General features: G+C 72.6%; 24 protein-coding genes. 10 read left to right on the top strand and 14 right to left on the bottom strand.

The genetic code is table 11. From position 1 onward, the window contains the following. Position 1: 1 nt before the first annotated feature. Positions 2 to 868, bottom strand: coding sequence for a glycosyltransferase (locus AB0J80_RS24440; RefSeq protein ID WP_364708939.1), 867 nt, complete (start codon positions 866 to 868; stop codon positions 2 to 4). A 78-nt stretch (positions 869 to 946) separates the two neighbouring features. After that, positions 947 to 1,363: a hypothetical protein gene (locus AB0J80_RS24435; RefSeq protein WP_364708936.1), complete on the bottom strand. Its 417-nt coding sequence runs from the start codon at positions 1,361 to 1,363 to the stop codon at positions 947 to 949. A 99-nt stretch (positions 1,364 to 1,462) separates the two neighbouring features. Between AB0J80_RS24435 and AB0J80_RS24430 the strand changes: the two genes are divergently transcribed. Continuing rightward, positions 1,463 to 2,314, top strand: a complete 852-nt coding sequence (locus AB0J80_RS24430; RefSeq protein ID WP_364708933.1) for a PhzF family phenazine biosynthesis isomerase — start codon at positions 1,463 to 1,465, stop codon at positions 2,312 to 2,314. On the opposite strand, the gene AB0J80_RS24425 is transcribed toward AB0J80_RS24430, so the two are convergent. Together AB0J80_RS24425 and AB0J80_RS24420 are read right to left on the bottom strand one after the other, a co-directional pair. Continuing rightward, entirely contained in the window at positions 2,286 to 2,717 is a 432-nt protein-coding gene (locus tag AB0J80_RS24425; protein ID WP_364708930.1) for an MmcQ/YjbR family DNA-binding protein, read from the bottom strand. The genes AB0J80_RS24430 and AB0J80_RS24425 overlap by 29 nt on opposite strands. Positions 2,718 to 2,740: 23 nt before the next feature. Continuing rightward, positions 2,741 to 3,697: a TIGR03557 family F420-dependent LLM class oxidoreductase gene (locus tag AB0J80_RS24420; RefSeq protein ID WP_364708927.1), complete on the bottom strand. Its 957-nt coding sequence runs from the start codon at positions 3,695 to 3,697 to the stop codon at positions 2,741 to 2,743. A gap of 116 nt (positions 3,698 to 3,813) precedes the next feature. On the opposite strand from AB0J80_RS24420, the gene AB0J80_RS24415 reads away from it, so the two are divergent. Genes AB0J80_RS24415 through AB0J80_RS24405 form a run of 3 tightly spaced genes read left to right on the top strand, consistent with a single transcriptional unit; the run spans position 3,814 to position 6,055 of the window. Further along, positions 3,814 to 4,209, top strand: a complete 396-nt coding sequence (locus AB0J80_RS24415; protein ID WP_364708924.1) for a GntR family transcriptional regulator — start codon at positions 3,814 to 3,816, stop codon at positions 4,207 to 4,209. Then, positions 4,206 to 5,105, top strand: coding sequence for an ABC transporter ATP-binding protein (locus AB0J80_RS24410; protein WP_364708921.1), 900 nt, complete (start codon positions 4,206 to 4,208; stop codon positions 5,103 to 5,105). The genes AB0J80_RS24415 and AB0J80_RS24410 overlap by 4 nt, the downstream gene beginning before the upstream one ends. Then, complete coding sequence (locus AB0J80_RS24405) at positions 5,102 to 6,055, top strand: ABC transporter permease subunit (RefSeq protein ID WP_364708918.1); 954 nt, start codon at positions 5,102 to 5,104, stop codon at positions 6,053 to 6,055. The genes AB0J80_RS24410 and AB0J80_RS24405 overlap by 4 nt, the downstream gene beginning before the upstream one ends. 67 nt (positions 6,056 to 6,122) lie before the next feature. Here the strand turns inward: AB0J80_RS24405 and AB0J80_RS24400 are convergent, their stop codons facing one another. The 3 genes from AB0J80_RS24400 to AB0J80_RS24390 are packed head-to-tail and all read right to left on the bottom strand — an operon-like array spanning position 6,123 to position 8,037. Continuing rightward, the gene (locus AB0J80_RS24400) at positions 6,123 to 6,773 is read right to left on the bottom strand and encodes a DUF3618 domain-containing protein (RefSeq protein WP_364708916.1); all 651 of its coding nucleotides are present in this window, start codon (positions 6,771 to 6,773) and stop codon (positions 6,123 to 6,125) included. Beyond that, a complete protein-coding gene (locus AB0J80_RS24395) occupies positions 6,749 to 7,171 on the bottom strand; it encodes a phage holin family protein (RefSeq protein ID WP_364708913.1) in 423 nt (140 codons plus the stop codon). The genes AB0J80_RS24400 and AB0J80_RS24395 overlap by 25 nt, the downstream gene beginning before the upstream one ends. Continuing rightward, the gene (locus tag AB0J80_RS24390; RefSeq protein ID WP_364708910.1) at positions 7,168 to 8,037 is read right to left on the bottom strand and encodes a hypothetical protein; all 870 of its coding nucleotides are present in this window, start codon (positions 8,035 to 8,037) and stop codon (positions 7,168 to 7,170) included. The genes AB0J80_RS24395 and AB0J80_RS24390 overlap by 4 nt, the downstream gene beginning before the upstream one ends. Before the next feature lie 183 nt (positions 8,038 to 8,220). Between AB0J80_RS24390 and AB0J80_RS24385 the strand changes: the two genes are divergently transcribed. Further along, positions 8,221 to 9,450: a sulfite oxidase gene (locus AB0J80_RS24385; protein ID WP_364708907.1), complete on the top strand. Its 1,230-nt coding sequence runs from the start codon at positions 8,221 to 8,223 to the stop codon at positions 9,448 to 9,450. Between the two features lie 26 nt (positions 9,451 to 9,476). Here AB0J80_RS24385 and AB0J80_RS24380 read toward each other — a convergent pair whose 3' ends face one another. After that, positions 9,477 to 10,268, bottom strand: coding sequence for a class I SAM-dependent methyltransferase (locus tag AB0J80_RS24380; protein WP_364708904.1), 792 nt, complete (start codon positions 10,266 to 10,268; stop codon positions 9,477 to 9,479). Positions 10,269 to 10,315: 47 nt separating this feature from the next. On the opposite strand from AB0J80_RS24380, the gene AB0J80_RS24375 reads away from it, so the two are divergent. Continuing rightward, positions 10,316 to 10,882, top strand: coding sequence for an XRE family transcriptional regulator (locus AB0J80_RS24375; protein WP_364708901.1), 567 nt, complete (start codon positions 10,316 to 10,318; stop codon positions 10,880 to 10,882). 3 nt (positions 10,883 to 10,885) lie between these two features. Here AB0J80_RS24375 and AB0J80_RS24370 read toward each other — a convergent pair whose 3' ends face one another. Together AB0J80_RS24370 and AB0J80_RS24365 are read right to left on the bottom strand one after the other, a co-directional pair. Continuing rightward, positions 10,886 to 12,622: an ABC transporter ATP-binding protein gene (locus tag AB0J80_RS24370; protein WP_364708898.1), complete on the bottom strand. Its 1,737-nt coding sequence runs from the start codon at positions 12,620 to 12,622 to the stop codon at positions 10,886 to 10,888. Next, a complete protein-coding gene (locus AB0J80_RS24365) occupies positions 12,619 to 14,205 on the bottom strand; it encodes an ABC transporter ATP-binding protein (RefSeq protein WP_364709428.1) in 1,587 nt (528 codons plus the stop codon). Before AB0J80_RS24365 ends, AB0J80_RS24370 begins: the two co-directional genes overlap by 4 nt. 194 nt (positions 14,206 to 14,399) lie before the next feature. On the opposite strand from AB0J80_RS24365, the gene folP reads away from it, so the two are divergent. Beyond that, positions 14,400 to 15,284, top strand: coding sequence for a dihydropteroate synthase (folP, locus tag AB0J80_RS24360; protein ID WP_364708895.1), 885 nt, complete (start codon positions 14,400 to 14,402; stop codon positions 15,282 to 15,284). Between the two features lie 4 nt (positions 15,285 to 15,288). Continuing rightward, positions 15,289 to 16,527 (top strand): DUF6461 domain-containing protein, encoded by a 1,239-nt coding sequence (locus tag AB0J80_RS24355; RefSeq protein WP_364708893.1) that lies wholly within the window; start codon positions 15,289 to 15,291, stop codon positions 16,525 to 16,527. Positions 16,528 to 16,579: 52 nt separating this feature from the next. Here the strand turns inward: AB0J80_RS24355 and AB0J80_RS24350 are convergent, their stop codons facing one another. Further along, positions 16,580 to 17,053, bottom strand: a complete 474-nt coding sequence (locus AB0J80_RS24350; RefSeq protein WP_364708890.1) for a hypothetical protein — start codon at positions 17,051 to 17,053, stop codon at positions 16,580 to 16,582. Then, positions 17,050 to 17,583, bottom strand: a complete 534-nt coding sequence (locus AB0J80_RS24345) for a TetR/AcrR family transcriptional regulator (protein ID WP_364708887.1) — start codon at positions 17,581 to 17,583, stop codon at positions 17,050 to 17,052. The genes AB0J80_RS24350 and AB0J80_RS24345 overlap by 4 nt, the downstream gene beginning before the upstream one ends. Before the next feature lie 113 nt (positions 17,584 to 17,696). On the opposite strand from AB0J80_RS24345, the gene AB0J80_RS24340 reads away from it, so the two are divergent. After that, positions 17,697 to 19,106, top strand: coding sequence for a DHA2 family efflux MFS transporter permease subunit (locus tag AB0J80_RS24340; RefSeq protein WP_364708884.1), 1,410 nt, complete (start codon positions 17,697 to 17,699; stop codon positions 19,104 to 19,106). 56 nt (positions 19,107 to 19,162) lie between these two features. On the opposite strand, the gene AB0J80_RS24335 is transcribed toward AB0J80_RS24340, so the two are convergent. Beyond that, positions 19,163 to 20,935 (bottom strand): LamG-like jellyroll fold domain-containing protein, encoded by a 1,773-nt coding sequence (locus AB0J80_RS24335; protein WP_364708881.1) that lies wholly within the window; start codon positions 20,933 to 20,935, stop codon positions 19,163 to 19,165. Between the two features lie 113 nt (positions 20,936 to 21,048). After that, positions 21,049 to 23,061 (bottom strand): neutral/alkaline ceramidase, encoded by a 2,013-nt coding sequence (locus AB0J80_RS24330; protein ID WP_364708878.1) that lies wholly within the window; start codon positions 23,059 to 23,061, stop codon positions 21,049 to 21,051. Positions 23,062 to 23,183: 122 nt separating this feature from the next. Between AB0J80_RS24330 and AB0J80_RS24325 the strand changes: the two genes are divergently transcribed. Next, a complete protein-coding gene (locus tag AB0J80_RS24325) occupies positions 23,184 to 24,185 on the top strand; it encodes a LacI family DNA-binding transcriptional regulator (protein ID WP_364708875.1) in 1,002 nt (333 codons plus the stop codon). The last annotated feature ends 84 nt before the right edge of the window (positions 24,186 to 24,269 follow it).

Raw genomic sequence — 24,269 nt, 5'->3', positions numbered from 1 at the left:
ATCAGCAGCCGATCGTGACCAGGTCGCGCTCGACGTCCTGAGGCAGCGCCCGCCGCTGCCTCAGGACCCAGGGCGCCATCCTCACCGCGTCGGTCACCCCGGCGCGGTCCTCCCGCCAGGCGGCAGCGACGGTACGCCGCACGACGGCCGGCGGCCTGCGCAGCATCGCGGTCAGCACCCGGTTACGCACCTCGAGGCGGCGGCGGGCGGATACGTTCCGGCCGGCCGGCAACGGCAGATGCCGCACGGTCAGCGAGGGCGCGTAAGCCAGCCGATGCCCCGCGGCGGCCAGGTCCATGGCGAGCAGCGCCTCCTCGCCGTACACGTGCAGGGCCGGCTCGAATCCCCCGGCCGCGAGGAACGCCTCCCGCCGCACCATGACGGCGCAGGACAGAAAGCCCAGAATGGACGGTCCCGGCGCGTCGACGGGCACACCGAGCCGCGCGGCGGCCATGGCCGCCGAGATCGGGTCCTCCCGCCCCTCGGGCCCGACCAGCACGCGCGCGGATATCAACGCCGTCCGAGGGTACGCATCCAGCAGCGCGGCCGCCCCCGCCAGCGAACCCGGTTCCCAGTACGAGTCGTCGTCGGCGAACGCGACGTACCTGGTCCCCGCCCGCTCGACCCCCACGTTGCGGGCCGCCGCACCGCGGTTCTCCCCCAGCCGCACCACATCGACGCCGGGATGCTCGTCCGGCCCGCCGTCGTCGGAACCGTTGTCCACGAGAATGACCGGGGCGGCGTGCCGGGGCAGAGTCTCCCGCAGCCGCTCCCGCCGGTTGCGGGTCGCGACCACGACGGTCACGTCGCCGGTCTCGGGCGTGGCGACGCGGCCCGGTACGGCTGCTCGATCGATCTGGATCGTCATGGCCAAGGCCAGTACCCGCGATCTTGCGTGTCCAAGCCCTGACGGTCAGTCACGAAAGAGGGAACCGCCCCGAACGGCTCACCGGCGGGTGGCCACCGCGGCCAGGCTCACCGCGACGCCGTCCTCGGCCAGCGCCGCGGGCACAGCCAGCCCGCGCCGCGCCGCGACCGACCGCCAGCGCGCCCCCGCCCAGCTCGACCCGGCGGCGGCAGCGGCTGCGGTCACCGCCGGCAGGATCACGGAGCGTCCGCGGCGGCGGGCGTACCAGCCACCGGCGACGGCGCCCAGCACCAGCCGGCCGGCGAGGGGCCCCGGCTGCAACCGGCTCGGCGTCCCGGGCAGCTTGTCGACGACCAGCTCCCCGCCCGCGGCCAGCACGGTCAGGACGCGCACGAACCGGCCGCCGTCACCGGCCAGCGCCGCCAGCGGGGTCGCGCTCCGGGCACCGGCGGACGCACCGAGCACGGCGGCACGCAGCAGGACGTCTCGAGCCATGGCCCTACCGCTACCCGGAGCGCCACGCCGGGAAACGCCTCGCTGGTCCGGCTCGGCCGGCGCCGGCCCAGGCCGCCAGCGGCGCTATTGTCGGACAGCATGACCGTCGGCGTGACCATCGTGGACGCGTGCATCCACCAGGGACGTGGAGGCAGCCCCACCGCCGTCCTGCTTGATGACGACCGCCTCGACGACGACGCGCGCCGGGCCGTCGTCCGCGCTGCCGGCACCTCCCACGCGGCCTTCGTGATCCCGGCAACGGATGCAGTCCGGTTCTTCACCAGCAACGCCGAGCTCACCAACTGCGGCCACGGCACGATCGCCGCCCAGGCTTTCCTGCTGCACAGCCGCGGCACAGCCGTCCACCACGGGCGCCAGCGGAGCGGGGCACGCACCTTCGACACGACCGCCGTCCGGCGCGACGACGGCATCGAGGTGTGGTTCGACCAGGGCATCGTCGACCTGCCACGCACGGATCCCGCCGGCCTCGGGCGGATCCTCGACGCCCTCGGCATCGCCGGGCCCGCCCTCGCCGACGGCGACAGGCCAGTCGTCGCGTCGCCCGGGACACCGCGCCTGCTCGTGCCCGTGGCCAGCACGGCGGTCCTGCTGTCCCTGCGACCGGACTTCGGTCGTCTCGCCGACGAATGCCGCCGGCACGGCTACCTGGGCTGCTTCGTCTACCGGATGTCCCCGGAGCGCGACACCGCGGACGCCCGCATGTTCGCCCCCGCCATCGGCGTCGACGAGGACATCGTCAACGCCAACAGCAGCGGATGCCTCGCCGCCCACCTCCACGCCACTCACGGGCGGGGCACGATCGACGTGCTGCAAGGACACGCCGCCGGGCGACCGTGCCTCGTCCACGCCACCGCCACCACCACGGCCGAGGGCATCTCCACCCGGGTCGGCGGAACCGCCCTCATCCGCTCGCCGGCGGATGCTCCTTGAGCCAGGCGGCCGCCCGGCGAGCCGAGGCGCGGGACAGCCACGCGTCCTGCACCAGCTCCGCCAGCTCCTTGCGGGTCAGCTCGCCGATCCGGCACGCCCGCACCAGCACCGACGGATGGCCGTTGAAGTGCGGCGTCGTGAAGAACGGCGTCGACTCGTCCTGCACGAGCGCCTGCTTGTCGTCCTGCGACTCGACCCAGAAGACGATCACATCCGGGTAGCGCACCCCGGTCTGCGGGTCGACGGCGTCCGGGCGAGGGTTCCGGAAGAAGACGAACGACTTCCCGCCCACCTGATAGACCGGGTTGTCCCCGCTGCCGTACTCGACCGTCACGTGCGGCATGGACTGCGCCAGCTCGTGCACGTCCTCGACACCAGCCGGCCGGTCATCGTCGAGGGACACGCCCCACCGTAGCCGACGCCCGGCTACAGGGCGCGGAGCTTGTCGGCCAGGTCCTTGTGGAAGAAGTCGATGAAGCCTTCCGGGTCCGGGCCGGCGTTCATCAGCACGATGTGGTCGTAACCGGCTTCGGTGTACTCCTTCACGGCCTTCACGTACGGTTCCGGGTCCGGGCCCACCGCGAACTGGCCGCGGATGTCCTCGGCGCGGACCGTCTGGGACGCGGCCTCGAAGTTCGCCGGGTTCGGGAGCTCGCTCATCACCTTCCAGCCGGTCAGCGCCCAGCGGGTGGTCTTCAGCGCCTCCTGCACGCCGGCCTCCTCGGTGGTCGCCCAGGCGACCGGGACCTCGGCGTAGCGCGGGCCGGTGCCGCCGGCTTCCCGGTACGCCTCGACCAGGTCGGTGCGGGGCTCGGTGACGAAGAGGCCGTCAGCCAGCTCGGCCGCCATGGTCGCGGCGTTCTTGCCGCCGGCGGCGACCGCGATGACCGGGAGCTGGTCCGGCAGGTCGAAGACGCGAGCGTCCTCGAGCTGCAGGTGCTTGCCCTCGTACGACTGGTAGCCGCCCTGCCACAGCAGCTTGATGATCTCCAAGGCCTCGCGGAGGCGTTCCTGGCGGCCCCGGACGCTCGGAAAGCCCTGGCCGACGACGTGCTCGTTGAGTCTCTCGCCGGAGCCGATGCCGAGCGTGAAGCGGTTGTCCGAGGTGATGGCGAGGGTGGCGGCTGCCTGGGCGATGATCGCCGGGTGGTAGCGGACCGTCGGGCAGGTCACGCCCGTGGCCAGGCCGATACGGTCGGTTTTCGCCGCTATCGCGCCGAGGACCGTCCAGGCGAAGGGCGAGTGGCCTTGGACGTCCAGCCAGGGATGGTAGTGGTCGCTGATCTCGACGAAGTCGAAGCCTGCTCGTTCGGCCTGCACCGCCTGCTGGATCAGTTCCTTCGGGCCGAAACCTTCTGCTGACAGCTTGTATCCGAGCTTCATGCCGTTTTGCCCCCTTGGTCGTCGGTTTCTTGGCAGGTGCCCCGCGGATCGGGCGGCAAACCCCCGGGGCCGGCGTACTGCTTTACTATGATACTAGGAAAGCAGTAGGAGATACCGTGTTCGTCTTCCGGCTCGAGACGCACTCCGGCGTGCCGCCGTACCTGCAACTCGTCCAGCAGGTCCGCCAGGCGGTGCTGCTGGGCTTCCTCCAACCCGGCGACCGCCTCCCGCTCATCCGCGAGGTGGTGGAGGACCTGGCGATCAACCCGAACACCGTCGCCAAGGCGTACCGGCAGATGGAGCAGGAGGACCTGGTCACCGGCCGGCCCGGCCAGGGCACGTTCGTCAACGAGCAGCAGTCGGCCGTGATGCCGGCATCGACCTACACGTCGCTGCGCCGGGGCCTGACGACCTGGCTGCGCCGCGCCTATGCGGCCGGCCTCGACGAACAGGCGGTCAACGCGCTTTTCAGCTCCGTCCACCAGCAGACGAGGAACGAGGACGTGGCGTGACAGCGATCGAGTTCGCGCTGCGCACCGACGGTGCGGGCAAGCGGTACAGGAAGGGCTGGGCACTGCGCGACTGCACCCTCGCCCTGCCGGCCGGCGGCGTGATCGCCCTGGTCGGACCGAACGGCGCGGGCAAGACCACGCTGCTGCGCCTGGTCGTCGGTTTGCTGGCTCCGAGCACCGGCACGGTGGAGGTCCTCGGCCACGACGTCACCGCGAGCACCCCTCAGACCCTGTCCCGGATCGGGTTCCTGGCCCAGGACCACCCGCTGTACAAGCGCTTCACCGTCGCCGAGATGCTCCGCTTCGGTCGCGCCTGCAACCTGCGGTTCGACCAGCAGCTGGCCGAGCGCCGGCTGACGAAGCTGGGCATCCCGCTCGACCGCAGGGCCGGTACGCTCTCCGGCGGGCAGCAGGCCCAGGTCGCGTTGGCTCTGGCCCTGGCGAAGCGGCCGGACCTGCTGGTCCTCGACGAGCCGGTGGCCAGCCTCGACCCGCTGGCCCGGCACGAGTTCCTGCAGGTGCTCATGGGGGCGGTCGCCGAAGGCGGGGTGACCGTCCTGTTCTCCTCCCACGTCGTGCACGAGCTCGAGCGCGTCTGCGACCACCTGGTCGTGCTCAACCAGGGCCGGGTCACGCTCACCGGTGACATCGACACCCTCCTCGCCGAGCACCGGCTGCTCGTCGGCCCGCGTACGGCCACCGACCTCGACCGGGCCGGCACCGTCGTGGAGGCCGTCCACAGCGACCGGCACACGACCCTGCTGGTACGCGACGGCGCCATCCCGGCTGCGCCCGGGTGGCAGGCCCGGCCGGTTGCGCTGGAGGACCTGGTGCTGGCCTACCTGCGCCGGCCGTCCGAGCCGAGCGCCGCGGTCACGCCGGAGGTGGCGGCATGACGTGGTTGATCTGGCGGCAGCACCGGACCGAGGTCTGCGTCCTGGCTCTGCTCGTCGGCATGTTCGGCATCGCCCTGCTCGTGCTCGGGACGCAGGCCCACGACCTGTTCGCCGGCGGTCCCGCCAGGTGTGCGGGAGAGGCCGGTGTCGGCGAAGCCTGCGCGGCCTCCTTCCGCCGGCTCGACGAGGATTACGGGTACGTCGAGAACCTCCTGGCGGCCATCTACCTGGTCCCCGTCGTCATCGGTGCCTTCCTCGGTGCGCCACTGCTCGCGCGCGAACTGGAGGACGGCACCTGGCAGCTCGCCTGGACGCAGGCCGTGCCACGGATGCGCTGGCTGGCAGTCAAGCTCGCGGCGCTGGCCGGCGTCACCGTCACGCTCACCGGGGTGTTCACCGCGGTGCTCACCTGGTTCCGTCAGCCGTTCGACGCGTGGGAGGGGCGGTTCCAGTACGACGCGTTCGACCTCGAGGGACTCGTCCCGGTGGCGTACGCGCTGTTCGCTTTCGGCGTCGCCACCGCCGCCGGGGCGATGCTGCGGCGCAGCCTGCCCGCGTTCGGCGTCGCGTTCGGGGCGTTCCTCGCCGTCCGGATGACGGTGGCGCTGGTGGCCCGTCCCGCGTACGCCACGCCGCTCACCGCAATGGAGCCAGTCCCCGCCGGCGGCTCGAAGTCCGGCTTCGCGGACTGGGTGATCGAACACGGCTACGCCGATGCCACCGGGCGCAGGCTGAGCGGGACCGATTACTACGAGCTGGAGGACGCCGCCGACCGGGCCGGCACCAACCTCGACCAGTTCCTGCACGCGCGGGGCATGCAGCAGTTCAAGGTCTACCACCCGGCCGACCGGTTCTGGACGTTCCAGCTCATCGAGGCGGCCCTGTTCGTCGCCGTCGCCGCGGTCCTGATCGGTGTCGTGGTGTGGCGGGTACGCCGTCGTATGGTCTAGTGCCGTATGCAGCACTGAGGGGTGTGGTGACCGGGGAGGTCACCACACCCCTTCTGCGGTGCGTCGCTCAGGAGCGGGCGTCGGAGACGGCCTGCTTGGTCTGGTCCTTGGCGTCCTGGGCCGAGGACTGGGCCTGCTCCTTGGTGGTCTGGGCCGCGTCCTGCGCGGTTTCCTTGACCTGAGCGGCGGCCTGCTGGACCGTGCCGGAGACGTCGTCCTTGAGGTGGGAGGCCACGTCCTTGACCTTGTCGGTGAGGTCTCCGCTGTGTTCCTTGATCTGCTCGCCGGCTCGCTTCTCGGCCTCGGTGACCGGGATGAGGGTGGCGGCCAGCATGCCGACGCCGAAGGCGATGATGCCCGCGGCGAGGGGGTTGCCCTGGGTCTGCTGGGTGACGGCCTGCGGGGCGCCGCGGACCGTGTCGGCGACGTTGTGCGCCGCGTCCGAGGCCTTGTCGCCGAGCTGCGACGCCTTCTCCGACGCCTTGTCGCTCAGCTGCGAGGCCTTGTCCTGCACGGTGCCGGCCGCCGAGTGGGCGGCTCCCGCGGTGGCGTGCCGGGCCTGGTCGGTGCTGCCCATGACCTTCTCCTTCACCGAGGTCCAGCGGCGCTTGGCCACCTGCCTCGGGCTCGTCTTCTCCGCGAGCAGGTCCACGTCGCGCGTCAGGGAGGCGCGCGTCTGCTCGATCTCCTGCCTCAGCCGGTCGGGTTCTTCAGCCATTGGGCGTCCTCCTTGATCGTGTCGACGGTGCGGTGCGGCACGGGGTCGACGGTCTTGAGCTTCTTGCGCCCGTTGGCGTACAGAACGGCGCCGACGATGCCCCAGATGACCGCGACGATGAGCGCCGCCCACCCGAGGTCCATGACGTTGCCCAGCGCGAACACCAGGGCGAAGCTGAGCAGCACCACCGCGAGGTAGCCGGCGAAGCCGGCGCCGCCGAGCATGCCGGCGGCCTTGCCCGCCTTGGTGGCCTCCTGCTTGAGCTCCGCCTTGGCGAGCTCCACCTCCTGGCGGAACAGCTGGGAGAGGTCGTTGCTGATGTTGCCGATCAGCTCACCGACGGAGGTCGACGAGACCTCCTCGGTACGGTCCTGACCGGCCGGGTACGGCGTGGTCATCGCGTGCCGCCCGGATACTCCTCCTCCACGACGACGGGCGTGCCCGTGCCGGTGGAGGCGTACTCGGTGCCGCCCGCGGTGTAGCCGACGGCCGGGTCGACGTAGTCCGTCGTCGTGGTCGTGGTCTCGTAGCCGGTGGCGTAGGTGCCGCCGCTGCCGTACGAGGTGCCGGTGTCCGCACCGGAGACGAACGAGTCCGTCTGGGGCTTGCCGGCGGTGTCGTCGGCCTTGGCCACGCCCTTGCCGAGCCGTCCGACCACGAAGCCGGCGACCAGGGCGGTGGCGAGGAAGGCGCCGGGGCGGCGGCGGGCGAAGTCCTGGACCTCGCGGAGCACGCCCTCGGGGCCGTGGTGGTCGAGGTAGTCGGCCAGCTGCCGGCCGCCGTCGGCGACCCGGGAGACGACGCTCGCGGCCGGCGAGTCCTGCCGGTCGCCGCGCATCTCGTCGAGCTGGTCGGCGGCCTGCCGGATGCTGCCGACGAGCTTGTCGTTCTGGGTACGGGCCTGGCTGCTGACCTTGTCGCGGACCTCGGAGGCGACGTTGCGCGCCTGGCTCTTCGCCTCGGCGCCGACCCGCTGGACCTGCTCCTTGGCGGTGTCCTTGACCTCGCTCGCGGCCTGCCCGGCGGCCTGCGCGCTCTCCCCCGCGACGTGCTTGGCCTGCTCCTTGGCGCCGGAGGCGCCGCTGTCCGAGCCGGTGGTCGCCGTCGTGGCCGGGTAGGTCTCGGCGGCAGGGTACGTCTCCGTGGCAGGGTACGTCTCCGTGGCAGGGTAGGTCTCGGTGACCGGCTGGACCGGTACCTCGCCGTAGCCGGGGGTCGCGTCGCCATAGTCCGGTGCGCGGGCGCCCGTGTAGGGGTCACTCATCGCTACCTCCATCGTGGTTCGTCCGTTGGTGCGTCCCCCTTGCGCCTACCCGCTGGGGACGTTCGCCGAACCTGGTTCGGCTTGACCGATAGTGCGAATTCGCCCTGCATATATCGCGTGCGATGGGGTAAGCGCGCAGGCCGCCGCTTCTCCTATCGCACCCATCGGCTTACCATGTTCGACATGGTGACCGAAGGTGCGTACGACGGGCGGCGGCTGCGACAGTGGCTCGACGGCGAGGCCCGCGGGTTCTCCCGCCGCGACCTGATGAAGCTGACGGCCGCCGTCGGCGCCGGAACCGCGCTGGCACCGGACGCGGCCGCCGCCGCACCCGCGCCGGGCGGGCCGATCGTCAAGCCGTTGCCGCCCGAGCTCTTCCGGGTGTTCGGCGCGAACGCCGAGATGCGCTGGTCCGCGATGGACGGCCAGGGCTACCTCGTACCCGTCGACCGCTTCTTCGTCCGCAACCACACCCGGACCCCGGTGATCGACGCGGCGACCTGGCGCCTGCACGTGACCGGGGCGGGGCTGCGGCACGGGCCGGTCGAGCTCACCTACGCCGACCTCAGGCGCCTCCCCGCACACACCGTGACGACACCGGTCGAATGCGCGGGCAACGGCCGCAGCTTCTTCACCACCCAGCAGGGCGAGACGGTGTCGGGCACCGCATGGCAGCTCGGCGCGATCGGCGTGGCCCGGTGGCGCGGCGTCCGCCTGTCGACGGTCCTGCGGCACGCCGGACTCACCCGGCACGCGGTCGACGTCCTGCCGGTCGGCCTCGACGACAACTTCGTCACCGGTGGCGTGGACCTCGGCCCGGTACGCCGTCCCCTGCCGATCCGCAAGGCCCTGCACGACGTGCTCGTCGCGTACGAGATGAACGGGCAACCGCTGCCGCCCGACCACGGCTTCCCCGTCCGCCTGATCGTCCCGCACTGGATCGGCATCGCCTCGATCAAGTGGCTGGGCAGCATCGAGGTCGCCGACGAGCCACTGTTCTCGCCGTGGAACACGCAGTTCTACCGGCTGTTCGGGCCCGGCTTCCCGGCGGAGGGGCAGCCGTTCGACCGCCAGGTCGTCAAGAGCGCCTTCGAGCTGGACCGCGACGCACAGCTCCCGGCGGGCCGCCCGGTCCGCCTCCGCGGCCGCTCGTGGTCGGCGTCCGGCCGCATCCGGCACGTCGACGTCAGCACCGACGGCGGCGGCCGCTGGCGCCGGGCCCGCCCGGTCGGCGGCAGCGAGGGCGCGGCCTGGCAGCGGTGGGAGCTGGACTGGCGGCCCGAGCCCGGCCGCCACGAGCTGCTGGCCCGGGCGACGGACGTGCACGGCAACACCCAGCCGGACGTCGCGGTGCACAACGACCTCGGCTACCTCTTCGACGCCGTCGTCCGCCACCCCGTCGTGGTCGCCTGACGTCCCGCCGCCCGGCCGTTACGGCATCAGGCCGATCGCCGGGCCAGCCAGACCCTGCGCTCGGCGCGCACCGTGAGGTCGGTGCGGTGCGGAAGCTCCGCCGCCAGCTGCTCCAGGTCGGTCAGGTCCTCGGCCGGGAGGCGGTCCTGCAGGCCGTGGCGGATGCGGCCCAGCGCGACCGCCGCATAGCGGCCGGCCGCGGCGGGCAGCGGCGGCCGCAGGACGAGGTCGAAGTGGCGCTCCGCCTCGACGGTGTAGCCCGCGCCCGCCAGCCGCTCGCCCCACGCCTCGCCCATGTGGAGACCGTGTTCGAGGCGCTTGGCGGCGAGCAGGGCCTGGCACCGCTCCTCCAGCGCGGCTCCGGCCGGGTCGTCCAGGAAACGCGGGAACGAGTCGAGCTCGACCACGGCGAACAGGCCACCGGGGCGGGTCAGCTCGAACGCCCGGGCGAGCGCGGTGTCCGGGTCGCCGACGTGGTGCAGGGACGCCGACGCCCAGACCAGGTCGGCCGGCTCCAGGGGTGGCCAGGGGTCGTCCAGGTCCGCCCGGACGGTCCGGATCCGGTCCCCCAGGCCCTCCTCGTCCGCCCGGTGGCGCAGGTGGGTGAGCATCTCCTCGTCGACGTCGACGGCGGTGATCCGGGCGGAGGGCAGATGGCGGGCGAGCGACCGGCTGCCGACACCGGTGCCCGCGCCGAGGTCGACGATGTGCGGGTGCTCCGGCAGCTGTGCTCCCACCCAGCCCACCAGTTCCGCGTAGTACTCGTGCAGGACGACCGCGTCGAGTTCGAGCATCTCGCCCAGGTGCGTGTGTGCCATACACCGACCGTACGCGTCTCATGCGCTTATGGCATAAGCTCTTGCGCATGAGGCAAGACGGAGAACTGGACGCTCTGGTCCGCCAGCGCATCCGCGGGATACGGACCGCCCGCGGATGGTCGCTGGACGAGCTGGCGGTGCGCTGCTACCTGAGCCCGTCCACGCTGAGCCGGATCGAGACCGGTCACCGGCGCATCGCGCTCGACCAGCTCGCCCCGATCGCCCGGGCGCTGGGCATCACCCTGGACCAGCTGGTCGAGGCGGGCGGGGACGACGACGTGGTGATCCGGCCGCACCACGAGCCGGAGCGAGGCATCACCACCTGGCTGCTCTCCCACGGTGACGCCGCGCCCGGGATGACGGTCGCCAAGCTGCGGATCACCCGGCCGGTTCCGGCGGACCTGCGGGTGCACCCGGGGCGCGACTGGTTCACCGTGCTCTCCGGGACGGTGCTGCTGCGGCTGGGCGAGCGGACCATCCGGGTCGAGGCGGGCGAGGCGGCCGAGTTCTCCACGATGGTGCCGCACGCGTTCGGCGCGGACCGGGGACCGGCCGAGGTGCTGTGCATCCTGGACCACGACGGCGAGCGCAGCCACCTCGGCCCGCAGCGCTGACCCTCAACCACCGTGCCAGGTGCGCCACAGGGCCGCGTACGCGCCGCCCGCCGCGACCAGGTCGTCGTGGGTGCCCAGCTCGACCAGGCGCCCGGCCTCCATGACGGCGACCCGGTCGGCGTCGTGCGCGGTCTGCAGCCGGTGCGCGACGGCGATGACCGTACGGTCGTGCAGCACCGCCGCCAGCGCCCGTTCCGCGTCCCGGGCGGTCGTCGGGTCCAGCAGCGCCGTGGCCTCGTCGAGCACCACCGTGTGCGGGTCCGCGAGGACCACCCGGGCCAGCGCCAGCTGCTGGGCGCGGGCGCCGTCGAGGGCGAGGCCCGTCCCGCCCAGCGGCGTGTCCAGACCCTCCGGCAGCTCGTCCACCCAGTCCGCGCCGACGACCGTCAGCGCCGCGCGCAGCCGGTCGTCCGTGGCGTCCGGGGCGGCCAGGACGAGGTTGCCGCGGACGGTGTCGCGGAACACGTGGTGCTCCTGGCTGACCAGGACGACCTGGCGGCGCAGCAGGTCCGCGGGCAGGTCGGCGATCGGCACGCCGCCCACCGTCACCGTTCCGCTGCGCGGCCGGTCCACCCCGGCGAGCAGGCGCCCGAGCGTCGACTTGCCCGCGCCGGACGGGCCCACGACGGCGAGGCGCTCCCCCGGCCGTACCGTGAGATCCACACCCCGGAGCACGTCGCGGCCGCCGTCATAGGCGTACCGGACATCGCGGACCTCGATCCGGTCGTTCGCCGGCGGCGGGCCCGGCACGGTGACCGCCGGCGGGATCGCCACCAGCCCCTCCACCCGGGCGAACGACGCCGCGCTGCTCTGCAGCTGCTCGAGCCAGATCAGGATGGCGTCCAGGGGCACCGCCAGCTGGCGCAGGTAGAGCGCCGACGCCGCCACCGCGCCCAGGCTGAGCCGCCCGTCGACGTGGAGCACGCCGCCGACCAGCAGCACCGCCACCACCGGGACCACATAGGAGACGTCGACGGCGGGGAACAGCACGCTGCGCAGGAAGAGGGTCCGCAGCCGGGCGCGCAGGGACCGGGTGATCGCCTCCCGGGCCGCGGCCACGCGGCGTTCGCGCAACCCGAAAGCCTCGACGGTACGCGCACCGGCGATGGTCGACGCCATCTCGTCGGCGAGCGCGGAACCCGCCGCACCCTCCTCCAGGTACGCGCGACGGGCGCGGCGCAGGTACCAGTGGGTCGCGGCCGGGATGCCGGCGAGGCCCAGCACGGCCACCGCGCCCAGCAGCGGGTTCAGGACGAAGACGGCGACGATCACGAACAGCGCCTGCCCCGCGGCGATCAGGACCTCGGGCACGGCGTCGCGCAGGGTGGCGGCGACCGCGCCGACGTCCGCGGTGCCCCGGGTGGCGAGGTCGCCCGCCGGCACCCGTTCCGCCACGGACGCCGGCAGGGCGAGGGCCCGGTCGAGGAAGCGCTCGCGGACCCGGGCCGCCGTACGCTCACCGAAGCGGAAGCCGACCGCCAGCGCCGTGCGGGCCAGGACGATCTGCACCAGCGTGCACAGCAGGATCCCGGCGGCGAGCCGGTCCACCGCACCGACCGACGCGCCGCCCCCGGCCACCGTGTCGACGATCCGGCCCAGCAGCCACGGCCCGCCCAGCCCGGCGACCGCGGCGAACGCGTTCAGCAGCACCATCGACGCGACCGTGCGGCGTTCCGCCTGCAGCAGGCCCGCGGCCGCGCGGCGCACGTGGGCGGTGCCCGCGACGGGAAGCGTGGTCATCGGGCGGTCCCGGCCGGCACGCCCTCCCCCGCGGCGCGGCTGACCAGCGACCGGTATCCCGGTTCCGCGGCGAGCAGGCTGCGGTGCGTGCCGCTGGCGACGACCCGGCCGCCGACCAGGTAGTGCACGACGTCGGCGCGTTCGAGCAGCGCGGGCGAGGTGGTGGCCACGAGGGTGGTTCGTCCCGCGCGCGCGGCGCCGAGCCGCTCGGCGATGGCCGCCTCGGTGTGCGCGTCGACGGCCGAGGTCGGCTCCACCGCGAGCAGGATCTCCGGGTCGGCGTGCAGCGCGCGGGCCAGGCGGACCCGCTGGCGCTGGCCGCCGGAGAGGTTACGGCCCTGCGTGTCGAGCACCGCGGCGGTGCCGCCGGGCAGACCGTCCACGATGTCACCCGCCGCGGCCGCGGCCAGCGCCCGGGCGACGGCGGCGTCGTCGACCGCCGCGCGGCCCGCGACGACCTCACCCAGCGTGCCGGTGAACAGGTACGCGTCGTTGTCGGCGACCAGGACGCGTTCCCGCATGGCGACCCGCATGACGGGGATGCCGCCCCACGTGGCGGTGGTGAGCCCGTACCGGCCCAGCCGGTCGACGACGGCCTCGGCGTCCCCCGGCCGGGCCGTGGCGATCGCGGTCAGCAGTCCGGGGCCGACCACGACGCCGGACTCCGGATCGCGCAGCGCCGCCGGACCGTCCGGTCCCCGCTCCGGCGGCCGCGGGTCGGCGGGGAGCCGCAGGAACTCCAGGATGCGCCGGCCGGCGACCAGGGCACGGCCGATGTCGAAGCCGCCCTCGATGACGAAGGCCGCCGGCACGACCAGGACCGCCGCGTACCCCCAGACCGCGACGAGCTCCCCCACAGTGATCGTGCCCTGCGCCGCCATCCGGGCCGCCAGCCAGATCACCAGGGCCAGGAACAGCGCGGGCAGCCCCACACCGAGGGCCTGGATCCAGCTGGTCACCGCGCCGACGCGGTAGCCCTCGTCGACGACGCGGCGGGACTCGCGGCGGTAGCGGGCGGCGTACACCGGCTTGCCGCCGAGTCCGTTGAGGATGCGCAGCCCGGCGACGATGTCGACGAGCCGGTCGGCGAGCGCGCCCTGATGGGTCCGGTACCGCGCGCCGGCGCTCTGCAGGCGCCGCAGCATCGGCCCGACCACGACCGCCAGCGCCGGCACACCCGCGAGCACGACGACGGCCAGCAGCGGCGAGATCTTCAGCATCAGCACGGCGACCACCGCGTACGCCAGGACGGCACCCAACCCGGGCCCCGTGACCGTCAGGGCCTGGGCGAGCATCCACACGTCCGCCACGCCGATGGTCACGACCTCCCCGCCGCCGATCCGCCGGGGCAGGGCCGCACCGAGCCGGGTGGCGTGGGCGATCACTGCCCGGATGGTGCGGAAGCCGCCGTCGAGGCGGATCTTCGTCATGGTCCGGTGGCGCAGAATCGCCAGGACCGCGTTGACGACACCCATGGCGAAGAGCGCCGCGACCCAGGCGGCCAGCACGGGCAGGTCACGCCGGCGCAGGCCGGCATCGACGGCCTGGGAGAGAAGGTACGGCGGGAGCGTGAGCCCCACCATCCACGAGGACCCGAGCAGCGCACCGGCCGCGACCCGGCGCTTCTGCCGGCGTACCAGCCACCACAGGTACCGCAACGGACCCCGCACGTCGGCGACCGCGAGTCCTGCTTCCGTCACCCCTTGCACCCTAGAGCGCCGCGATCATTCCCGGGAGTCCCCAAATCCCGCACCCCGCCGCCGGTTAGTCTCCGGGCGTGGACCATTACGCACCACCCCTGATCAGCGCCGAACGGGTCGTCGGCGGCCGCCCGTACGACTTCTCCCGCCGGGTGGCGGTGATGGCCATCGTGAACCGCACCCCGGACTCGTTCCACGACCGCGGCCGCACGTTCGCCCTGGACCGCGCCACCGAGGCGGTCCGCGCGGCGGCCGATGCGGGCGCCGACTGGATCGACATCGGCGGCGTACCGTTCGCCCCCGGCCCCGAGGTGAGCGCGGCCGAGGAGCTCGACCGCGTGCTGCCGGTCGTCGAGGCGGCCCAGGGCCTCGCGGTCGTCTCGGTCGACACGTTCCGCCCGGAGGTGGCCCGCGAGGTCATCAAGGCGGGCGCCGGCGTCATCAACGACACCTCGGGCCTGCGCGACCCGGCGATGGCCGACGCGGTCGCCGGCACGGACGCCGCCCTGGTCATCACGCACAGCCTGGCGCCGCCGCGCACCCCGCACCCCGGACCGACCTACGGCGACGTGACCACCGAGGTCGCGGACTTCCTGCGGCAGCGCGTCGCCCTGGCCCAGGAGCGCGGCGTACGCCCGGAGCAGATCATCATCGACCCGGGCCACGACCTGAACAAGAACACCCACCACACCCTGGAGATCACCCGCCGCCTGCGCGAGGTGGCGGACATCGGCCACCCGCTGCTGGCCGCGGTGAGCAACAAGGACTTCATCGGCGAGACCCTCGACCTCCCCCAACGCGGACGCCTCGCCGGCACCCTGGCGGTGGTGGTCTTCTGCATCCTGCAGGGCGCGCGCATCGTCCGCGTGCACGACGTACGCCCGGCGGTGGAGGCGGTCCGCATGACCGAGGCGATGCTGGGCCTGCGTGAGCCGGTCTACACCCGCCACAACATGCCCTGATCCCATGACGAGCAGCGCTGAGGACTATGGCTGGTTCACCGAGGACTACGCCCTCGGTCTGGACTTCTGCCTGACCTTCGTCCGCGACGTCGCCCCGGACCGGGTCCTGGAAAGGCTCGGCGGCCAGGAGCCGGTGGAGCTGGTCGGCGCCGCCCGGCTGCAGGGCGGCGCGGACCTGGTGCCGATGCGGCCCGACGTCATCAATGAGGACGGGCACTTCGACGCCGACCGGACGACCGGCCTCGCCTTCATCGCCGCCGCCGCGGTCGGTGACTGGACCATGATCGTGGAGCCGGGCGGGTTCCTGTGCACCGAGGACCCGGTCGTCCAGGCGCTGTCTCTCGGCGGCGAGTTGGTGACGCTGTACCAGAGCGAGCACAACGACCCGCGATTTCTCTGGGCCCGTGACGGCGTGGTGCTGGTCGACCTCGACCCCACCTCCGCGGGCTGGCGCGACGGCGCGGAACCGGACCGGCTCGACAGCGTGCTCGTCCAGCTCGGTTTCGACCTGAGCACCGAGGAGCTCGACCCGGACGACCCGGGATATCGGTACGACGAGCAGTGGCAGGAGCGGGCGCTCGCGCTCATGCACCACCTGACCGGCGTACGCCTCACGGTCGAGCTGCTCGAGACGGCGGTCTTCCGGTGCGCGGCGGTGCCGGACGCCCCGTCCATCGAGGAGGAGCTCGCCTCCCAGGTCCGGGCGCGGTTGCGCGCGTACGCCGACGATCCCGACGGCGAGACCGAGTTGGCTACGGATGACGAGTGGACCACCGACGACGCCTGGGCCGACGAACGGCTGTTGAAGACGGGCGCCACCGGGCACGCCCTGTACGTCAGTGCCCCGTCGCTGATCCTGGCTTTGGCGCAGGCGGACGAGCACCTGGTCCGGCGGGTGACACGGTGGGCCCGGCTGTGGGCGTTCGCCGAGGCCGAGCTGATCGACGAACCGTGGTTCGCCACCGTACGGCGAGCGGTGGAGCGGGCCGAGACGGTCAGCGAGTTCGAGCTGGAACGAGCCAGGGCGAATGCCGGCCCGCTGCCGGTAGGGCCGACGACCGGCCCGGATGGCCGTCCGGACCGCGCGTCCCGGCGGCACATGGCGCTCTTCCTGCTCACCAACCCGGATCCGGATCCGCTGAGCGAGGCGGCTCACACGCTCATAACGGCTGCCCACATCGCCGGCTACCGGTTCGACCGGTTGACCGCCGACCTGCTGCGCGACCTTCCCGAACTCCGCTAGCGGCGGCCGGGGTGCTCGCGGACGGCCGGAGAGTGGACGAGGTGGCGGGCGGTCAGCTCCTGTCCCACGGCCGCGGCTCGGGGTCGTGGGCGAGGGCCTCGCGGATCGTCGTCACCGACGCGACGATTTCTGTCAGCGGCCGCTTGATCGTCGCGTTGCGCACGGGTTCGAAGTCGTGGATGCGGCGGTGCGGGGCGAGCAGATCCGCCGGCTCGAGGTCGTACTGGCTGGTTCCGCTCCAGCCCGCCTGCACGTCCACCCGACCGTCCCGGAGCGGACCCACACGCAGCCACGCCGTGCACTGGTCGGAGAAGTTGAACGGCAGCAGCGCCACCGGGTCGGTGCCGGCCGCGAGCCGCCGCAGCTGAGTGAGCCAGCAGTCCAGCGTGTACACGCAGTCCAGGCGTCCCCACTCGTACTCGGGATGATCCAGCCAGAGGATGCACTCCATGCGGCTCGTGCCCAGCTTCAGGACCAGGCGGCGCGGAGCTTGGTGCGATGGTTCGATCGAGAGCCCTTGCGTCATTTGCTCAGCAGCTCGGTCATCCAGGGCTCCCGGGGCACCGCCCCCGGGCCGGCGACCTGCATCGCGCCCAGGCAGGTGAGGAGCATGCCCATGGCGATGAACTGCCGGGTCTCTTCGACGCCGGCGCCGGTCAGTTCGCGGACCGTGCGGTAGATGCGGCCGAAGCAGTCGCGGACCACGGGGCCGATCGCGGGGTCGGCGCTCGCGGTGAAGCCGTGCAGGAGCACGGTGATCAGCTCACGCTCGGCGAGCAGGTCGTCGTAGGCGGCGCCGAGGCTGGCCAGGGTGGGTTCCTCGGCGGCGGCCTGCCGGAAGCGTTCCTCGATGCGCCGGCCGGCGTGGTCGACGGTCGCGATGAAGAGCTGCTGTTTGGTGCCGAAGAGGCGGATCACGTACGGCTGGGAGACGCCGGCGAGGCGGGCCACCTGGTCGGTCGTGGTGCCGGCGTAACCGCCGGTGGTGAACGCGGTCAGCGCCGCCCGGAGCAGCTGTTCCTGGCGTTCCTCGGCGGTGAGACGGGTACGGGCCACGACCACCAGGTTATCAGCCGATAACTTCTGCCGGAAAGGGCTTGCGTAAGCATCGGCTGATAACTAACGTGGCGAGCGCAGAAGTTATCAGTGGATAACAACAGGGAGTTCCCATGACCGTGCTCGCCGCCCCGCCCGAACCGGCCGCCCCGCCGCGCCGGGCCCGCCCGCTCGCCGCCGTCCTGGCCGCGGTCGGCATTCCGATCTTCATGGTCACGCTCGACAACCTGGTCGTGACCACCGCGCTTCCGGTCATCCGCACCGAGCTCGGCGCCTCCCTCGCGGACCTGCAGTGGTTCGTCAACGCGTACACGTTGCCGTTCGCGGCCTTCCTGCTCACCGCCGCCGCCCTCGGCGACCGGATCGGGCGGCGCCGGATGTTCCTGACCGGCATCGTCGTGTTCACCCTGGCCTCCGCGGCCGCCGCGCTGGCCACCGAGCCGTGGATGCTCACCGCCGCCCGGGCGGTGCAGGGCCTGGCCGGTGCCGCCGTCGCTCCCCTGTCGCTCACTTTGCTGGCTCAGGCCGTACCCGAAAGAATGCGCAACGCCGCCGTCGGCATCTGGGGTGGTATCAGCGGTCTGGGTGTGGCGGTCGGACCGGTCGTCGGCGGTGCCGTGGTCGAGGGGCTGCACTGGTCCTGGATCTTCTGGCTGAACGTGCCCGTCGGGGTGCTCGCCACCGTGCTGGCCGCCACCGTCCTGCGCGAGTCGCGCGGTGGTGCGCCCCGGCTCGACCCGCTCGGGCTGCTGCTGTCCGCGGCCGGGATGCTGCTGCTGGTCTGGGGCGTGGTGGACGGACCCGACCGGGGCTGGACCTCGGGACGGGTGCTCGGCATGCTCGTCGGCGGCGGCGTCCTGCTCACCTCGTTCCTGCTGTGGCAGTGGCGCAACTCGACCCCCATGCTGCCGCTGAGCCTGTTCCGGTCGCGCGGCTTCAGCCTGGTCACCGTGGTGACGCTGACTTTCTCGGCGGGTGCCTTCGGCTCGGTGTTCCTGCTCGCGCAGTTCTTCCAGGTGGTGCAGGGGCTGGGCCCCCTGGAGGCCGGCGTCCGCACGCTGCCGTGGACCATGGCGCCGATGGTCGTCGCGCCGCTGGCCGGGATCTTCGCCGACCGGGTCGGGCTGCGGAACCTGATCGTGGCCGGGCAGGTGCTGCTGGCCGCGGGCGTGCTGTGGATCGGGCTGGCCAGCACCGCCACGGTGTCCTACAGCGACCTGGTGATCGCCTTCGTGCTCTGCGGCATCGGCATGGGGCTGACCTTCGCGCCGATCAGCACGATGGCCCTGGCCAGCGTCTCCGAGCAGCAACGAGGCGTCGCCTCCGGCGCCAACAACACCATCCGCGAGCTGGGCGTCGCGGTCGGGGTCGCGGTGCTGGCCTCGGTGTTCAGCGAGTACGGCGGCTACAGCGGCGGACAGGAGTTCGTGGACGGACTCGTGCCGGCGGTGCTGGTGGGCGCGGCCGTGATCGCGGCGGGTGCGGTGGTCGCGCTCTGGCTCCCGCGCCGGCAGAAGGGTTGAGGGACGACACGGAAGCGGCCGGGAAAATAGTCCCGGCCGCTTCCCTCGCGCGGGGGTCAGCCGATGCTCACCCAGGCGTCGTCGAGGCCGCCGTGGAACTGGTCGTTGTTCTCGCCCGTACCCTTGCCACCGAGGCTCAGCGGCTGGGTCGTGACTACGGACAGAACCGCGGGGATCGTCTTGGAGCCCTCGACCTGACCGTCGACGAGGACGGTCAGCGTGCTCCCGGCGCGGCGGCACTCGAGGGCGTGCCATCCGCCGTCGGCCATGGACTTGCCGCTCTTGGCCAGGTAGATCGTCGTGGACGACTTGTCGCTCATGACGCAGCTGGGCCGGCCCGAGACGCCGTCGACCTGCAGCTTGTACTGCCCGCCTGCGGTCGAGTAGCCCTTCTGCAGGACGTTCTCACCCGACGAGGTCTCCGCGGGCGAGAGCAGCACGTGTGCGCCGAACCGCAGGTCCTTGGCTCCGGGGTTGAGGTCCGGGGCGTCGGCGGCCTGCAGCACCACCCGCGGGCAGGTCGTGCCGGTGCACTTCGCCGGGAACATGAGGGCCTGGCCGCTGCCGTGCGCCACGGACTTGAGGGTCCCGCCGTTCACCGCGCGGGTCTGCAGCAGGTGGCCGTTGCCGGAGCCGTCGTCGTAGGTGCCGTCCGGCACCGTCGAGTCGAAGTTGTACGACGCCACGTAGGGCGACGGCGGCGCGGGCGGCACCGGCGTGCGCGCGGTGGGGCCGCCGAAGGACGCGTACCGCTTCTGCGCGAGGCCGCCGATGGTGGTGAAGTCACCGCCGACGGCGAGCAGGTTGTTGGCCGGGTTGCTGACCACCGTGCGGACGCCGACCACGCCGTTCGCCTGCGGCGCCCACTCGGTCAGGTTGCCCGCGCCGTCGACCGCCGCGAGCTTGACCCGGGGTACGGAGCCGTCGGTGCAGACGCCCTTGGTGCCGTTGTTCGTGGTGGTGCACGCCCGGTCGAAGTGGCCCCCCACGTACGTGGTGCCGTTCAGGGTCGCGATCGCCTGGGCGTCGCCGTCGAAGACACGGGTCCAGCGGGCCAGGCCGCCGAAGGTGTACGCGATGGCCCGGCCGCCCTGCCCGCCGAGCGCGGCGTAGACGCCGTCGGCATCGGTGGTGAGCGCGAAGACCTGCGACACCGGCTTGGGCAAGAAGCCCTTGTCGAGGACGCCGCTGACGCCGTCGACGGCCGTGAGCCGCAGGGTGGAGCTGATGCCGTTGGTCTTGTGGAAGCTGCCGCCGAGGTAGACCCGGCTGCCGGCGACCGCCAGCGCGTTCACGGTGTCGTCGGTGGTCGGCGCCCAGGTGTCCAGGCCCCCGCTGGTCGTGCTGAACGCGGCGAGGTTGGTCCGCGGCGCACCGTCGACCGAGGTGATCCGACCACCGAGGTAGAGCCGGCCGTTGCCCACGGCGAGGGCGTTGGGCTGCCCCAGCACCGTGTGCTTGAGGGTGGTCAGCTCCCCGCTGGTGGCGTCGATGCCGGCGATGGCGTCGCGGGACATGCCGGCGACCTTGTCGAAGTCGCCGGCGGCGAAGACGGTGGTGCCGTCGACGGCCAGGGCGCGGACGGTGGAGTCGGCTCCCGGGTTCCAGCTCAGCAGCGTCCCGTTGCTCGCGTCGAACGCGGCGAGGCGGGCGCGGGCGATCGTCTTGCCGCCGACGACCGCGCCGGTGAACGAGCCGCCGACGTAGACGACGTCACCGCGGTGCGCTACGGCGTACACGGGGCCGTTGAAAGACGGCGCCGTGGCGGGCGTACCGGAGACGACCTCGGCCAGGGCGGCACCGCCCGCCGCGACCAGGACGGTCGCCACGCCGAGGGTGACCAGCTTTCGCGTGGCGGATTTCAGGCCATTTCGGTTGTTAAGCACACCAGGGGTCAACGGCGCTCGCGCCCCGAGGACGCGAGCGCCGCCGTTTTGTTCCCCTAGGGAGTGATCGTGAAGGTGCGGGTGGTCCCGGTGAAGGGCTTGATGCTGCCGGTCAGTCCCTTCGCGTCGCCGTAGTGGACGATCCGGTACGTGCCGGGCGCCGCGTCGGCCGGCACCGTCCAGCTGATCTGAGCCGTGGAGACGCCGAGGTACTCGCGCTTCCACCGGTAGAGCGTCTGCCACTCGGAGTCGGTGGACACCGTGGTCCACGCGCTGCCGTCCTGACGCTGCACCTCGAGGAACGTGCCCTCGTCGCGCAGGTTGTTGTTGGGGTGACCGGTGACGAAGTCCGCGCGGACCGTGGCGCCGCGCGCGTACGACGCCGCCGGCTGGGTGATGACGCTGCCGAAGGACTTGCCCAGCGGAGGCGTGTCGAGCACCACGCCGGGGCGGACGCTGATCCTGTTCTGCGGCAGGGCGGGCGGCTGGACCGCGCTGGGCGTGGGCTGCCCGGCGCGCAGGGCCGCGGCGAGCTTCGCCAGTTCCTGGGCGTACGCCGGCTGGGTGTAGCGGCCGAAGTGCGTCGCGGCACCCTCGTAGTGCTGCAGGTCGTACTCCTCCGGGGTGGCGACGTAGCCGGCGTAGGCGTTCGCGTACCCCGCGAGGATCTGGTGGGTGGCGATACCGCCGAGCTGGGCGGCGACGGCGTCGCGGACCCGCTGGCCCGCCACGATGGTGAACTCGCCCGGCGCGGTGGTGATGGCCAGCTGGCCCAGCCGCAGGACCTGCAGCGGCATGATCTGCGGGGTCCACGGCGGGTTCTGGCTGCCGCTGCCGAGGAAGACGTCCTTGGGCGCCTGGCAGACCCGCACCTCGGCGGGCGTCGGGTTGACGATGATGCCGGCCACCAGCAGCAGCGGGTTGGTGCTGAGGTCGCCCTCGTCCACGATCGGCGGGCCGGGGCCGTCCTCGGCGCCCGCGGTGAAGTTCTGCCCCAGCGCGCCGGGGCAGGTGTGGTGCGCCTGGTGGTCCGGGGTGTACTCCCCCGCGACCTGGACGGCGGAGAAGTCGACGTAGCGGCCGCGGGCGTCGACGGGGCCGGTGAGCTCCTCGGTCGCGCTGTCGAACAGCTGCTGCGCCTTGTCGGCCTGCAGCTTGCCGATGATCCGCGTGTTCTCGAACTCGTCGTCCGTCGGGCCCTGGGCGCCGCCGTTGCGCAGGTTCGGCGACATGTCCCCGGCGTTGGTCTGGGCGAAGCCGGCCACGAAGGCGCCGCGGTGGGCCCAGTCGACGCCGTGGACACCGTCCTCGATCAGGTGGGCGGCGTACCCCTTGTTGTCGGCGCTGATGAGGTGGTTCGCCGGGGTCATCGAGGTGCCGTGGGTGGCGAAGAAGCTCAGCATGCCGACCGGGCGCCCGGCCTGCTCGAAGCGGAGCACGGTCATCCGGGTGTCCACGGCGCCGGGGAACTTCGCCCGGTCCGCGGCGGGGTTGTTGTTGAACGGCTCGATCGAGCGGTTGACGTTCGCGCCGGAGAGCGTGCCCTCGGCGATCTTGACGGAGCCCGGCGCGAGGCGGGCGTCCGCGGTGTCGACGGCCCGCACGATGCCGGAGACGATCGCCTCGAAGACCGGCGCCTCGAAGCCCAGGGTGGTGAGGTTCCACATCGTGTACTCGGAGAACCCGCCGGGGCCGGCGTGGGTGTGCGTCGCGGTCAGGACCACGTTCTGGTCGGTGTACGTGGCGCCGTGCTCCGCCCGCAGACGCTTGAGCACCTCCATCTGGACGGCCTGGGTGACGAAGTCGATCTCGGCGCTGACGAAGGCGACGTGGTGGCCGGCGCCGTCGGCCACCACGAAGGCCCGAGCCCACTGGCGCGAGGCCAGGCCCGAGGTGGTCTGGGTGGGGTCGGCGTAGCCGAGCATGCCGACCTCGGCGGCCTCGCCGGTGATGTCGCCGATGCCGACGCCCACCTGGTAACCGGAGGGAGCGGCGGAGGCGGGAGCGGGAGCGGGGATGAGCAGGAGCAGGCCCGTGGCGAGACCTGCGAGCAGGCGTCTGGGGGACAAGGGCACCTCCGGATATAGACCGAGGGCGATCAATAAGCGCAGATGCTAATGCGATTCATGTTTTCCCGCACGGACTGTGGAATACTTCCGGGACCTGCTCCCGAAACTTACGAGGAGGGCCCGTGGCCCGCGTGACCATCGCCGCGATCGCCCGGGAAGCCGGCGTCTCCGTGCCGACCGTCTCGCGCGTCCTCAACGGCCGCGCCGACGTCGCCCCGCAGACCCGGGAGCTGGTGGAGAACCTGCTCAAGGAGCACGGCTACCGCCGCCGCGCCTCGCGCCAGCAGACCGGCAAGGCGGCTCTCGTCGACCTGGTCTTCAACGATCTCGACAGCCCGTGGGCGGTCGAGCTGATCCGCGGCGTCGAGGACGTCATGCACGCCTCGGGAGTGGGTACGGTCGTCTCCGCGGTGCACCGGCGCTCGACCGCGACCCGGCAGTGGCTGCAGAACCTCTACGCCCGCCAGTCCGACGGCGTCATCTTCGTGACCTCCGAGCTGACCACGCCGGTCTACGCCGAGCTGCAGCGCCTCAACATCCCGGTGGTCGTGATCGACCCGGCCGGCGGAGCCCCGCCCGACATCCCGACCGTCGGCGCCACCAACTGGGCCGGCGGCCTGTCCGCGACCCAGCATCTGACCGGGCTCGGGCACCGCCGGATCGGCTTCATCGCCGGCCCGAAGAACCTCATCTGCAGCCGGGCCCGCCTCGACGGCTACCGCACCGGGCTCGAGACGGTGGACGAGTCCCTCATCCGGCAGGGCGACTTCCTCTACGAGTCCGGTTTCGCATGCGGCCTCTCGCTGCTGGAGGTGCCGGAGCCGCCCACCGCGATCTTCGCCTCCAGCGACACCATGGCGATGGGCGTCTACGAGGCCGCCCGGCAGCGCGGCCTGCGGATCCCCGACGACCTCAGCGTGGTGGGTTTCGACGACCTTCCGGAAGCCCGGTGGGCGTCGCCACCGCTGACCACCGTGCGCCAGCCGCTCGCCGAGATGGGCGGGCTGGCGGCGCGCACGACGCTGCGGCTGGCCCAGGGCGACGAGATCGAGACGCCCCGAGTGGAGCTGGCCACCGAGCTAGTCGTCCGCGACAGCACCGCCCCGCCCCGACCGGCGCCGTAGGGCAAACGCCCAATTCTTCGATCGAGCGCAATCTCTGTCCGTTCTCCGTCGTGTGTGGATCCGCCCGATCGCCATACTTCTCTC

The organism is Actinoplanes sp. NPDC049548, assembly GCF_040676695.1.
GTDB lineage: Bacteria > Actinomycetota > Actinomycetes > Mycobacteriales > Micromonosporaceae > Actinoplanes.
The sequence above is the reverse complement of the archived record's forward strand: the minus strand, read 5'-3'. Positions and strand labels throughout refer to the sequence as shown.